Origin of the sequence: Pseudoalteromonas sp. PA2MD11 (assembly GCF_017808125.1) — a bacterium.
Taxonomy (GTDB): Bacteria; Pseudomonadota; Gammaproteobacteria; order Enterobacterales; family Alteromonadaceae; genus Pseudoalteromonas; species Pseudoalteromonas simplex.
Genome location: NZ_JADKNF010000005.1, coordinates 160186 through 173034, shown reverse-complemented (window position 1 = coordinate 173034; position 12849 = coordinate 160186). Strand labels below are relative to the sequence as shown.

The 12849-nt window shown below is 42.6% G+C and carries 9 protein-coding genes; 2 read left to right on the top strand and 7 right to left on the bottom strand.

Annotation, left to right across the window (positions count from 1 at the left end):
• Nucleotides 1-13: 13 nt before the first annotated feature.
• Nucleotides 14-2869: a valine--tRNA ligase gene (locus tag ISP07_RS08360; protein WP_054552640.1), complete on the top strand. Its 2856-nt coding sequence runs from the start codon at nucleotides 14-16 to the stop codon at nucleotides 2867-2869.
• 110 nt (nucleotides 2870-2979) lie between these two features.
• Here ISP07_RS08360 and ISP07_RS08355 read toward each other — a convergent pair whose 3' ends face one another.
• Nucleotides 2980-4257, bottom strand: a complete 1278-nt coding sequence (locus ISP07_RS08355; protein WP_209327349.1) for an outer membrane protein transport protein — start codon at nucleotides 4255-4257, stop codon at nucleotides 2980-2982.
• A gap of 336 nt (nucleotides 4258-4593) precedes the next feature.
• Between ISP07_RS08355 and ISP07_RS20525 the strand changes: the two genes are divergently transcribed.
• On the top strand, nucleotides 4594-4917 hold the full coding sequence (locus ISP07_RS20525; protein ID WP_054552642.1) for a hypothetical protein: 324 nt from the start codon (nucleotides 4594-4596) through the stop codon (nucleotides 4915-4917).
• Here ISP07_RS20525 and ISP07_RS08350 read toward each other — a convergent pair.
• The 6 genes from ISP07_RS08350 to parE all read right to left on the bottom strand — a co-directional run bounded on the left by ISP07_RS08350 (nucleotide 4877) and on the right by parE (nucleotide 12818).
• Nucleotides 4877-6094: an HD-GYP domain-containing protein gene (locus ISP07_RS08350; protein WP_138598897.1), complete on the bottom strand. Its 1218-nt coding sequence runs from the start codon at nucleotides 6092-6094 to the stop codon at nucleotides 4877-4879. The genes ISP07_RS20525 and ISP07_RS08350 overlap by 41 nt on opposite strands.
• 189 nt (nucleotides 6095-6283) lie before the next feature.
• The gene (gene rraB, locus ISP07_RS08345) at nucleotides 6284-6619 is read right to left on the bottom strand and encodes a ribonuclease E inhibitor RraB (protein WP_054552644.1); all 336 of its coding nucleotides are present in this window, start codon (nucleotides 6617-6619) and stop codon (nucleotides 6284-6286) included.
• Nucleotides 6619-7305 carry a 1-acylglycerol-3-phosphate O-acyltransferase gene (locus ISP07_RS08340; RefSeq protein ID WP_082422959.1) on the bottom strand — a complete coding sequence of 229 codons (687 nt, stop codon included), beginning with the start codon at nucleotides 7303-7305 and terminating at the stop codon, nucleotides 6619-6621. The genes rraB and ISP07_RS08340 overlap by 1 nt, the downstream gene beginning before the upstream one ends.
• 163 nt (nucleotides 7306-7468) lie before the next feature.
• Nucleotides 7469-9766, bottom strand: a complete 2298-nt coding sequence (parC, locus tag ISP07_RS08335; RefSeq protein ID WP_209327348.1) for a DNA topoisomerase IV subunit A — start codon at nucleotides 9764-9766, stop codon at nucleotides 7469-7471.
• Between the two features lie 10 nt (nucleotides 9767-9776).
• A complete protein-coding gene (locus tag ISP07_RS08330; protein ID WP_209327347.1) occupies nucleotides 9777-10877 on the bottom strand; it encodes a PQQ-dependent sugar dehydrogenase in 1101 nt (366 codons plus the stop codon).
• Nucleotides 10878-10928: 51 nt separating this feature from the next.
• Nucleotides 10929-12818, bottom strand: coding sequence for a DNA topoisomerase IV subunit B (parE, locus tag ISP07_RS08325; protein ID WP_054552648.1), 1890 nt, complete (start codon nucleotides 12816-12818; stop codon nucleotides 10929-10931).
• Nucleotides 12819-12849 lie beyond the last annotated feature (31 nt).

Genomic DNA, 12849 nt, shown 5'->3' with positions numbered 1-12849 from the left:
AAGGTTCTGTGTAATGGATAAAACCTATAATCCGCAAGATATTGAACAGTCTTTATACCAAGGCTGGGAAGAAAATGGCTACTTTAAACCGTCTGGCCAAGGTGACGCATACTCAATTATGATCCCGCCACCAAACGTCACGGGTAGCTTACACATGGGCCACGCGTTCCAAGATACCATCATGGATACGCTAACGCGTTTAAAGCGTATGCAAGGCAACAACACATTATGGCAAGTAGGTACTGACCACGCGGGTATCGCAACACAAATGCTTGTTGAGCGTAAGCTTGCTGCTGAAGAAGGTAAAACACGTCACGACCTAGGCCGTGAAGCATTTATCGATAAAATCTGGGAGTGGAAAAACCACTCTGGCGGCACGATCACTAAACAATTACGTCGTTTAGGCGCGTCTGTAGATTGGGACCGTGAGCGTTTCACTATGGACGAAGGCCTTTCTGAAGCGGTTAAAGAAGTATTTGTACGTCTTCACAAAGAAGATTTAATCTACCGTGGTAAGCGCCTAGTTAACTGGGATCCAAAACTACACACGGCTATTTCTGATCTTGAAGTTGAAAACAAAGACAAACAAGGTCACATGTGGAACCTACGTTACCCTCTTGCTGATGGCGTAAAAACCAAAGATGGTAAGGACTACATCATTGTTGCGACAACACGTCCTGAAACAATGCTAGGTGATTCAGGTGTTGCTGTTAACCCTGATGATGAGCGCTACCAAGATCTGATCGGTAAAGACATTTTACTGCCTATCGTAAACCGCCGTATTCCAATTGTTGCCGATGAACATGCAGACATGGAAAAAGGCACAGGTTGTGTGAAAATCACGCCTGCCCACGACTTTAACGATAACGAAGTAGGTAAACGTCACCAACTACCAATGATCAACATCTTCAATAAAGATGCAGCGGTATTAAGCGAAGGCGAAAGCTACACATTCGACGGTAAAGAGCTTGAATTAGATGCGCCAATTCCTGAGCGCCTACATGGCCTTGACCGCTTTGATGCACGTAAAGCGATTGTGAGCGAATTTGAAGAACTTGGCCTACTAGAAAAAATCGAAGATCACAGCTTAACTGTACCTTACGGTGACCGTTCTGGCGTAGTGATTGAGCCTCTTCTTACTGATCAGTGGTACGTGCGCGTAGCACCTCTAGCAGAGCCTGCAAAAGAAGCAGTTAAAAATGGCGATATTAAGTTCGTACCTCAACAATACGAGAACATGTACTTCTCGTGGATGAACGACGTACAAGATTGGTGTATTTCACGTCAGCTTTGGTGGGGTCACCGCATCCCTGCTTGGTACGACAACGAAGGCAACGTATACGTTGGTCGTGACGAAGCTGAAGTACGCCGCGACAACAACCTTGCTGATGATGTTGCACTTAAGCAAGACGAAGACGTTTTAGATACCTGGTTCTCATCTGCGCTTTGGACTTTCTCAACGCAAGGCTGGCCTGCAAACACTGATGATTTAAAAACGTTCCACCCGTCTGACGTATTGGTAACAGGTTTCGACATCATCTTCTTCTGGGTTGCGCGTATGATCATGATGACCATGCACTTCATCAAAGATGAAGACGGCAAGCCACAAGTACCATTTAAAACCGTTTACGTAACAGGCCTTATCCGTGATGAAAACGGCGATAAGATGTCTAAGTCGAAAGGTAACGTACTTGATCCTATCGACATGATTGACGGTATCGACCTTGAAAGCCTAGTTGAAAAGCGCACTGGTAACATGATGCAGCCACAACTAGCGAAGAAGATTGAGAAAAACACTCGTAAAACATTCGAAAACGGTATCGAAGCACACGGTACAGACGCACTGCGTTTCACCCTTGCGGCAATGGCTTCAACGGGCCGTGACATCAACTGGGATATGAACCGCCTTGAAGGTTACCGTAACTTCTGTAACAAACTATGGAATGCGAGCCGTTACGTATTAATGAACACTGAAGAGCAAGACTGTGGTTTCGCTACAGATGCTGAGAAACAGTACTCACTTGCTGATCGTTGGATTTTAGGTCAATTTGAAGCAACGGTTAAAACCTATACTGAGCATCTAGAAAACTATCGTTTTGACCTAGCAGCAAACACCATTTATGAGTTCACTTGGAACCAATTCTGTGACTGGTACCTAGAACTGACTAAACCAGTATTGTTTAAAGGTAACGAAGCACAGCAACGTGGTACTCGTCATACCCTAATCACGGTATTAGAAAGCCTACTTCGCTTAATGCACCCGTTAATGCCATACATCACAGAAACGATTTGGCAACGTGTTGCACCACTTGCAGGTATCGAAACTGCGGGCACTAGCATCATGGTTCAAGGGTTCCCTGTATACAATGAAGCAAATGTTGATAGCCAAGCGATGGACGACCTAGAGTGGGTTAAACAATTCATTCTTGCTATTCGTAACATCCGTGGTGAAATGGATATCAGCCCAAGCAAACCATTATCGGTATTGCTTGCGAATGCGTCTGACGAAGACAAGCGCCGCTTAACGGATAACGAAGCATTCTTAGCGTCGCTTGCTAAGCTTGAAGAGTTCACGCTTCTTGATAACAAAGACGATGCTCCAGCGTGTGCAACATCGTATGTTGGTAACCTTGAGATCATGATCCCAATGGCTGGCCTAATCGATGTTGAAGCTGAATTAGCTCGTATTGCGAAGCAGCTTGAAAAAGCAGAAAAAGGCTTAGCACAGGTTCAAAACAAGTTAGCTAACGAGAAGTTCGTAAATAATGCGCCAGAGGCTGTACTTGCTAAAGAGCATGCTAAGCTGGCTGAGTTTACCGATGCGAAAGACAAACTATTAGCGCAAAAAGCGAAAATCGAAAGTCTATAACAGCATATATCAAGCGCGATTTATTCGCGCTTACAAAAAAGCCGCGCTATAACAATGTTATAGCGCGGCTTTTTAATGCTCTGTAGCAGCGACTTTACGTCGCGTTACAATTAAAATTTGTAGTTGTACTGAGCACCTACTAGAACTGCGTGACCTTTTGATTCATAGTCCCATGAAACATCTTGGCCAACTGATGCAGCTAGGCTGTCTTTTTCAGAGAAGTTTTGTGTTTTACCACGAAGAATACTTACACCTAGGTCAATATTTGAGTTTTCGCTGAATGCGTAGTTACCACCAAATGAGAACCAGAAACGATCTGTATCAGGGATAGAGATTGAAAGGTGAGATTGGTCTGCTGGCGACTCATCGTATGCAATACCTGCACGAAGTAAAAGAGCGTCGCTGTACTGGTAGTCAGTACCGATAGAGTAACGCATTGAATCAGAGAAGTTCTCTTCTTTAGAGAATACAGGTGCTTCTTGACTAGGCGTATAAGCTTCTAATTTTTGGAAGCTATCCCAGCCAGTCCATAAAATGCTGTAGTGCACGCCAAGCTTCTTATCGATTTGGTGTGAACCAGAGAACTCAGCAATGGCTGGTAAGGTTAATTTTAACTCACCCGGAACTTTAGTACCCGCTAAACCGCCAACAGCAGCTGGTAGTTGGTTTGAGTACTCACCTTCAAAATCAATATCAGTTTCACTACGGTAGTTAAAACCAAAACGGTTGTTTTCGTCTAACTGATACATAGCACCAATGTTCCAACCAAAGCCGTAGTCGTCACCTTCAAGGTGAGCGATTTGCGTGCTCGCTGGTAAACCTAATGGGTTTGCACCTGCATTACGCACCACTTTCGCATCAGCATAAACATAGTTTAAACCAAGGCCTAGGCTGAACTGTTCGTTGATTTTGTATGAAGCACTTGCATTCATGTTAACAGTCACGATTTCAGTTTCGCCTGCGATAGAGCCTGCTGCGTAATCGTCTTTAAATTCAGTTGAAAGACCAAAGTTTGAAAAAGCACCAAAGCCTAAAGATACTTTGTCGTTTAATGGCATAGTGAAGTAACCTGCAGGGATAAATGCAGATGGTGCGATGCTATCGTCATCGATAGAGCTTTCATCTAAGCCGTATGCAGCACTTTCGCCTTTTAAGCTTACATCTGGAATGACAGCAATACCTGCTACTGAGATTTGCTTGTCTTTGAATAAAGACATAAGTGCAGGGTTACGAGCAACAACTGAGGCATCGTCAGCAACGGCTGCTTCACCAGCGTATGCACGGCCTAAACCTGAAACGTTTTGCTCTGCTAATTGGAAAGCTGCAGCAAAGCTGTCAGCAGAAACAACAGCAAGTGATGCTGCAATTAGTGTTTTTGTGAACTTCATAAATCTGTGTCCTCTTGCAAACTTGTGCGAAAACTAATCCAACAATGAGGGCAACCTATTAGTTAAGCATAAAAGATTAGCGCTGTATGTTGGCATTAGATGTTTTATTCTAATGATTATAAACTTTCGAACATTACCTTAATTAAGATCAAAAAACTGTAATTTTTCGTTAGAAATAGGTAAAAAACCCGCATTTTAACAACAAGATAACAACTTATTAAAACTCATCAGATCTCTGATTACAAACCAAACAAACGATATTAATTATCATTTGCATTGACTTATCGCCTTTGTAGCTTTAGACTAAAAATAAAAGTTTCTCAGTTGAGTTTGAGTATGGAAATCGCCTTTATTATTGTGGCACTAATGTTATGCGGTGTGAGCGTTCATTATTTTTGTAAAGCAAATTATTGTGCATGTACTAAAGCAGGTGATTGCGACAACCCAGTCAATCACTATTGGTTAGGCGCTATGTTTAGCTCAGTTCTGTCTCTTTTATTGTGTTGCGTAGCCTTACATGTCGAAAAAGGCACCTTGCTGTGGTTAGTTTTAATGATAAGTTGTTTTAGTGGGGCATTTATTTCAGCTAAACGCAGCGCCAAAAAACGCTGTGTTAAGTCTAAACAAGCAGATGCTCTTTTAACAAACGAGCCAAATTAAGCTGATAATCTAAGGGTTTAATACTGGCAATAATTTTTAGTTCTTTTTCCACGTTCAAATCGACATCTTTCGCCGTCACGTGGTGCTTATGTTTAGCATTATAAAATACTTTCACTTTTGGTTTGATTGGATTCTCGTGATTCCCTTCCATTACTAACGCTAAACGATCATTATTTAACTTAACAATAGTACCGACAGGGTGTACACCTAGACATTTAATAAAGCGCTGCACTAATTCAGAATCAAACATTTGTTTGTTCGCAAGTAAATAACGCAAAGCCGAAATAGGTTCTTCTCCCATTTGATGAGGCCTATCTGCCGTCATAGCATCATAAACATCAGCAATTGCCATCATTCTTGCAGGGCGGCTAAGCTTTTCAGCAGTAATACCGCGTGGATAACCTGTACCATCTAAACGTTCATGATGATTTACTATCATATCAAGCATTAGTGGAGTAATGCCCTTCTCGCCTTTCACTAAACCTAAACTCTGCGCCACATGTTTTTTAACGACTTGCATTTCGTTATCATTCAATGCGCTTGGCTTAGATAAAACACCTTGCGGCATTTTAGCTTGGCCAATATCATGCAGCAAAGCTCCCATCGCCAGTTCTTTGATCGTCTTTTCTTTATAGCCTAAATACTTAGCAAACACACTCACCAAAATCGCAGTGTTGATCATGTGACGCCAGTTATAAATATGTTTATCTTTGAGACGAGTTAAAATAGTTAATGCATTGTGATTTCGAAAAACGGAGCCGACTATATCAACAGCAATGTCGTCAAGCACTGCCATATTCATTTTTAGTCCAGCTGTAATATCGGAATATAAACTTTGTAGCTTACGACTATGCTGCTCATAGTGAACACTAGCTTTTAGAAACTCTTGTTGAACCGTGATCCCTTGCGGCTCTTCATTAGCAGCAGGTTTTTGTTCAACCTTCGGTTTAGCCGGTTCAGGCTTTGGTTGGTATTTTTTAGGGAGTGCAACATCGCTTTGTGTAAAGTCGATGAGTAGCTCTTCAACCCCCTCAGAGATCAGGCGCTGAATAATTGTTTTATCACGCACTAAACCACGTGTTTTGATCTTAATACTATTTACATGCTCTTGTTGCTTACTGACACTGTCAACAAACATCCCTGGAACAAGTTCGGCAATGGGTAAGGTAATAAGCATAGGTAAGCTTAGCGCATATAAACATCGAGTTTTTTATTATCGCTAATTGATTACAAATGTCTATAGATTGAATAACGAATACGAAATAGGTATTAGTCAGAAGGGTAAACTAACGAGTCAAGCAACTCGCTAGATTGTGGTAGTTCAGTCTAAGAGCTGACGGCAGATAGCTGACAGCTCTCTAGCTGTTTATTCCTGAAAGTAAGTGCCCCAGCCGTCGTATTCAACGTCTGTTTGCTGAGCAAGCGCTTCTAACTTGTCTACGTCTTCCATAATGGCTTCTACATCAAGTTCACACTCAACAACCACGTCAAAGCTCCATACTTTCTCGCCGTCTTCTAGCTCAAGTTCAGCTGGTTCTTCAACATCGTAACCTAGTTTAAAAGCGGCTAGAGCTGCTTGCTCTAATTTTTCAAAATTTTCGCTAACAAAGTGGTGTTCCACTTCATAAAGTACTTCAGGATCTGAGCCATCTTCAAGCAATGAAGTAACGATGTCTTCAGTAATTTCGCGCCAATTTTCCATTATTTGTTTCTCACTTGAGCATCTAATTCAGTTATTTTAGCGGCCATAATCTGATGAACATGTGAAGCATGGTCACGAGCAGATACGTCTTTATCAAGATAAATCGGCGCTAACATTTCGAGGTAAATTGTACCATTATCCCAGCGATTTAGCTTAATAGTTTTGTGCGTTGTACTCATACAAACTGGTACAACTGGCACATCAGCACTCATTGCTGTGTGAAATGCCCCGGTTTTAAAGGGTAATAAACCACGACCATAGCTTCGCGTGCCCTCAGGAAACATCCACACCGACAAGCCTTTTTGTTTTATTTTCTCAGCTGATTTAGAAATTGTGCCCGCCGCTTTTGAGCGGTTAGCACGGTCAATTAAGATATTGCCCGATAACCAATATAGCTGACCAAAAAACGGGATCCATTTGAGGCTTTTTTTACCAAGGCTTACACAGTTCTCTGGCACCATGGCAGGTAAAGTGAATAGGTCATAGTTATTTTGATGATTTGCTACATAGACAGCAGGGCCAATATTTTTTGGAGTCTCGTGATATTTAAGCTCTAGCTTGACACCTAAAATTTTAGCTACCTTGCAAAACCAACCCGAAATAATATGCACGTTATTGGTATGAAATGGCTTCACAATGCATAAAAGCAGCCCAAAAACACAGCTTAAAACAATGAATAACGCCATGAAAATTATGCGAAAAATAGCTAACAAACGAATTCTCCTCGTACTAATCAGCGCGCATTATAACGTGAAAAATAGCATTTCCATAGCTTTAAGCGCACATGTGTACGCTTAAAATTTCATAACGTTTAAACAATAAAAAGGCCTGCAATTGCAGGCCTCTCGTTTACTCAGTTACTTCGCTTGGCGACTCATCACTATCATCAGTCTGAATCACTTCAACAACAGCTTCATCAACTCGCTGCAGACCACGTGGTAACTTATTACCTCGTCTACCGCGTTCACCATGATAATGCTCAAGATCAGCCGGTTTCAGTGTCAGTTTTCGTTTCCCTGCATGCAGAGTTACGCTACTGCCCGCAGGCACCACAGCCAGCACTTTTACAAACTCTTCACGGGCTTGCACTTTCGCACTTGGGATAGAAATAATCTTATTTCCTTTACCTTTACTAAGCTTAGGTAAATCGCGCAGTGGGAATAACAACATGCGGCCTTCGTTAGAAATTGCCATACAGTAATCTGTTGCTACGTCAGTTACTCTAATTGGCGCGAGTAATTCACCGCCTTTAGGAACACTGACCAGCGCTTTACCGTTTTTGTTCTTACTCACCAGATCTTTAAAGTCACTTATAAAGCCATAGCCTGCATCTGAAGCCATTAACAACACTTGGTTGTCTTCTGCCATCACCACATGCTCAAAGTTGGCGCCAGAGCTTAAGTTAAAGCGCCCTGTCATTGGTTCGCCTTGGCTTCGAGCTGAAGGTAAACTATGTGCATCAGTAGCAAAAGCACGACCACTTGAGTCTAAGAACACTGCAGGCTGGTTACTCTTACCTCGCGCTGAGGCTTTATAGCTGTCGCCTGACTTATAACTCAGCCCTTCAACATCTAAATCATGGCCTTTACCAACACGTGCCCAACCTTTTTCGGATAACACAACGGTCACTGATTCTGAAGGGATAAGGTCTTTTTCACTTAGCGCTTTTGCTTCTAAACGTTCAACAACTGGTGAGCGACGATCATCACCATACATTTCAGCCGCTTCTTGGATTTCTTTTTTCATCAACGTCGACATACGACGCTCTGAACCAAGCGTTTGCTCTAACTTGTCACGCTCAAGGGCAAGCTCATCTTGCTCACCTTTAATCTTGAACTCTTCAAGTTTTGCTAAATGACGTAGTTTTAACTCTAAAATCGCTTCTGCTTGAATATCTGTTAAACCAAAACGCTCCATTAAAACAGGCTTTGGTTTATCTTCAGTACGGATAATTTCGATGACTTCATCAATATTTAAAAAGGCCGTTAATAAACCTTCTAAAATATGTAAGCGTGCTAATACCTTGTCTAAACGGTGCTGTAAGCGACGGCGAACGGTTTCACGGCGAAACGTTAACCACTCAGTTAAGATACTACGTAAATCTTTCACTTGCGGACGACCATCAAGGCCAAGCATGTTTAAGTTTACGCGGTAGTTCTTTTCTAAATCTGTGGTTGCAAATAGGTGCGCCATTAATGGCTCAGCCTTGATGCGGTTAGAACGCGGCACAATCACGATGCGGGTTGGGTTTTCGTGATCAGATTCGTCACGTAAATCAGCAACCATCGGCAACTTTTTAGCATTCATCTGCGCAGCAATTTGCTCAAGCACTTTAGCACCTGAACACTGATGAGGCAGCGCGGTGATCACTATGTCACCTTGCTCTTCAGTGTAAATTGCACGCATCTTGATAGAGCCACGTCCAGTTTGATAAATCTTACGAATATCGTCTTTCGGTGTGATAATCTCAGCTTCTGTTGGGTAGTCAGGCGCATGCACTAACTCAAGCAACTCTTCGATTTCAGTTTTTGGCTTATCAAGTAATAAACAACAGGCACTGGCAACTTCACGCACATTGTGTGGTGGAATATCGGTTGCCATACCTACAGCAATACCGGTTACACCATTAAGTAAGATGTGTGGTAAGCGCGCAGGTAACACCATTGGCTCATCAAGTGTGCCGTCAAAGTTTGCGGTCCAATCGACAGTGCCTTGACCCAGCTCTTTTAGCAGAACTTCTGAGAACTTAGATAAACGCGCTTCGGTGTAACGCATTGCAGCAAATGACTTAGGATCATCGGCAGCACCCCAGTTACCTTGACCGTCCACCAGCGGGTAGCGGTAAGAAAACGGCTGCGCCATTAACACCATGGCTTCGTAACAAGCACTATCACCATGAGGGTGATATTTACCCAGTACATCACCCACGGTACGGGCTGATTTTTTATATTTTGCTTGCGCCGATAACCCCAGTTCGCTCATTGCATAGATGATACGACGCTGTACAGGCTTTAGACCGTCACCTACATGAGGTAAGGCACGGTCCATAATGACGTACATTGAGTAGTTTAAGTAGGCGTCTTCAGTAAAGCGCCCCATTGTTTGTTGTTCTATGCCTTGCATCAGCAAGGTATCTGTATCACTCATTAACGCTTACCTATTTTTTCTTAGCACTAACGCGATAGATCACATTAGCAAAGTCGTCTGAGATTAATAAGCTGCCATCTGCAAGCTCTGCAAATGCAACTGGGCGACCAAATGTTTCTTCGTTTTGCATAAAGCCAGTAATGAACGGGGTGTACTTAGTAATACGACCTTGTTCAACATTCGCTAGCATCACTTTGTAGCCTGACTTTTTACTGCGGTTCCATGAACCATGCTCAGCAACAAAAAGCTGCTCTTTGAATTTAGCAGGAAACTGCTTACCGTTATAAAAATGAATACCTAAAGGAGCAACATGAGCACCAAGTGCAAGGGCTGGCGATTTGTAGTCAGCAATACTTTTACCTTTACCAAACTCAGGATCTAAAATCGCCCCAGCGTGAACATAAGGGAAACCATAATGCGCACCCTCTTCACCTTCACCAACACGGTTAATTTCACAAGGTGGCATGTCATCGCCCATCATGTCACGGCCGTTATCACTAAACCAAAATGCATTCGTTGTAGGGTGAAAATCAAAACCAACTGAATTACGAACGCCTTTGGCAATTGTTTTAATTTCTTTTGTGTCAACATCTAACGAGAAGATACGACCATATTTTTCGTCTTCAGCACAAATGTTACATGGTACACCCACTGGCACAATTAACTCACCAGTTGGCGCAAAACTAATGAATTTCCAGCCATGGTGACGATCAGTTGGAAACTTATCGTATACCACGTCAAATTTAGGGTCTTTTAGATTTTTATCAACGTCTTTAAAACGGATGATACGTGACACTTCAGCCACATATAGATCACCATCTTTAATCGCTAAACCTGATGGCATTTCAAGACCTGTGGCAATAACCATTTTTCTGTCAGCCACACCATCACTGTTATGGTCAATCAACGCATAAACATTGCCTGCTTTACGTGAGCCTGCGTAAACAATACCTCTTTTTGATACCGCAATTTGACGTGCATTTTCTACATCATCAGCAAACAGGCTAATAGAATACCCATCAGCAACTGTTAACTTATCAAGAATATCTTTTGCCATTACAGGCGCTGATAACAAGCTCAGCGACAATAATGAGGTCAGTAGTTTTCTCATTTTTTCTTGCCCTTTAATTCTTTACTAGCAACTAGGTTGCTACACCTTTAACTAAACTTCTGCGCGGTTACCGTGATCTTCTAACCACTGACGACGGTCTGACGAACGTTTCTTTGCAAGAAGCATATCCATCATTTCCATGGTTTGCTCTTCTTCGTCTAAGGTTAATTGCACTAAACGACGCGTATTAGGATCCATCGTGGTTTCGCGTAATTGTAATGGGTTCATTTCACCTAACCCTTTAAAGCGTTGAACATTGACTTTACCGCGTTTTTTCTCAGCTTCAATGCGCGCTAAAATACCGTTCTTTTCGTCTTCATCAAGGGCGTAGTAAACCTCTTTACCAATGTCGATACGAAATAGCGGCGGCATAGCTACATACACATGGCCTTGTTTGATAAGCGATGGAAAATGACGAACAAACAGCGCACAAAGCAAGGTCGCTATGTGTAATCCATCCGAGTCAGCATCGGCCAAGATACAAATTTTGTTATAACGCAGGCCTGATAAATCACTTGAATCAGGATCAATACCCAGAGCGACAGAAATATCATGCACCTCTTGCGATGCTAAAATCTGCCCAGATTCAACTTCCCAGGTATTTAAAATCTTACCGCGAAGCGGCATGATTGCTTGGAATTCACGGTCGCGCGCTTGTTTTGCTGAACCACCCGCTGAGTCACCCTCTACTAAAAACAGTTCAGTACGGTCATTATCTTGGGCACTGCAATCCGTTAATTTACCCGGTAATGCAGGGCCTGAGGTAACACGCTTACGCACGACTTTTTTAGCGGCACGTAAACGGCGCTGCGCATTTGAGATACATAACTCAGCTAATAATTCTGCAGTTTCTGTATGCTCGTTTAACCATAAACTAAATGAGTCTTTTACCACACCTGATACAAACGCAGCGCATGAGCGAGAAGACAGCTTTTCTTTTGTTTGGCCAGCAAACTGTGGGTCTTGCATTTTAACCGACAATACGTAGCTACAACGCTCCCAAATATCATCTGGTGTTAGCTTTACACCACGTGGTAATAGGTTTCTAAATTCACAAAATTCACGCATTGCTTCAAGCAAGCCTTGGCGTAAACCATTAACGTGTGTACCGCCTTGTGCAGTAGGAATTAAGTTTACATAACTTTCAGCGATTGATTCACCGCCTTCAGGTAGCCAAACAACCGCCCAGTCAGCGCCTTCGGTTGAACTTGAAAAGTCACCAATAAACGGCTCTTTTGGTAATACTTCAAAACCTTTAACTGCTTCAACTAGGTAATCTTTTAAGCCTGTTTCGTAATACCACTCTTGGCTTTCTTTGGTTTGCTTGTTAGTAAACTTAATGCGCAAGCCTGGGCACAATACCGCTTTGGCTTTTAATAAGTGATTAAGCTTAGTAATTGAAAAGTTAGCTGAGTCAAAATAGCTCGCATCTGGCCAAAAACGTACAGTTGTCCCTGTGTTACGTTTACCCACAGTACCAATGACGTTTAGATCTTCAACCTTGTCACCGTTTTCAAAAGCCATACGAAATTGCTGCGCATCACGGCGCACAGTCACTTCAACACGAGTCGATAGCGCATTTACAACCGAAATACCTACCCCGTGTAAACCACCTGAGAACTGATAGTTTTTATTAGAGAACTTACCACCGGCGTGCAGCTTGGTAAAAATAAGTTCCACACCCGGGATACCTTCTTCAGGGTGAATATCAATCGGCATACCACGGCCATCATCGATAACCTCAAGGGAGTTATCTTCATGAAGGATGACATCTATTTTAGTGGCATGGCCTGCCATTGCTTCATCGACACTGTTATCGATAACTTCTTGACCTAAATGATTAGGTCGAACCGTGTCGGTATACATACCTGGGCGGCGTTTTACGGGCTCTAATCCGTTTAAGACTTCAATTGCTTCGGCGTTATAATTTTGCTGACTCATAGTTTTTATATCTTTTATGCGCTTAGCTATG

Excerpts from the sequence above, each read along its gene's own strand:
- parC (WP_209327348.1), bottom strand. The coding sequence starts at position 9,766 with ATGAGTGATACAGATACCTTGCTGATGCAAGGCATAGAACAACAAACA.
- ISP07_RS08360 (WP_054552640.1), top strand. The coding sequence starts at position 14 with ATGGATAAAACCTATAATCCGCAAGATATTGAACAGTCTTTATACCAA.
- ISP07_RS08340 (WP_082422959.1), bottom strand. The coding sequence starts at position 7,305 with ATGGCGTTATTCATTGTTTTAAGCTGTGTTTTTGGGCTGCTTTTATGC.
- parE (WP_054552648.1), bottom strand. The coding sequence starts at position 12,818 with ATGAGTCAGCAAAATTATAACGCCGAAGCAATTGAAGTCTTAAACGGA.
- rraB (WP_054552644.1), bottom strand. The coding sequence starts at position 6,619 with ATGGAAAATTGGCGCGAAATTACTGAAGACATCGTTACTTCATTGCTT.
- ISP07_RS08330 (WP_209327347.1), bottom strand. The coding sequence starts at position 10,877 with ATGAGAAAACTACTGACCTCATTATTGTCGCTGAGCTTGTTATCAGCG.
- ISP07_RS08355 (WP_209327349.1), bottom strand. The coding sequence starts at position 4,257 with ATGAAGTTCACAAAAACACTAATTGCAGCATCACTTGCTGTTGTTTCT.
- ISP07_RS08350 (WP_138598897.1), bottom strand. The coding sequence starts at position 6,094 with ATGCTTATTACCTTACCCATTGCCGAACTTGTTCCAGGGATGTTTGTT.
- ISP07_RS20525 (WP_054552642.1), top strand. The coding sequence starts at position 4,594 with ATGGAAATCGCCTTTATTATTGTGGCACTAATGTTATGCGGTGTGAGC.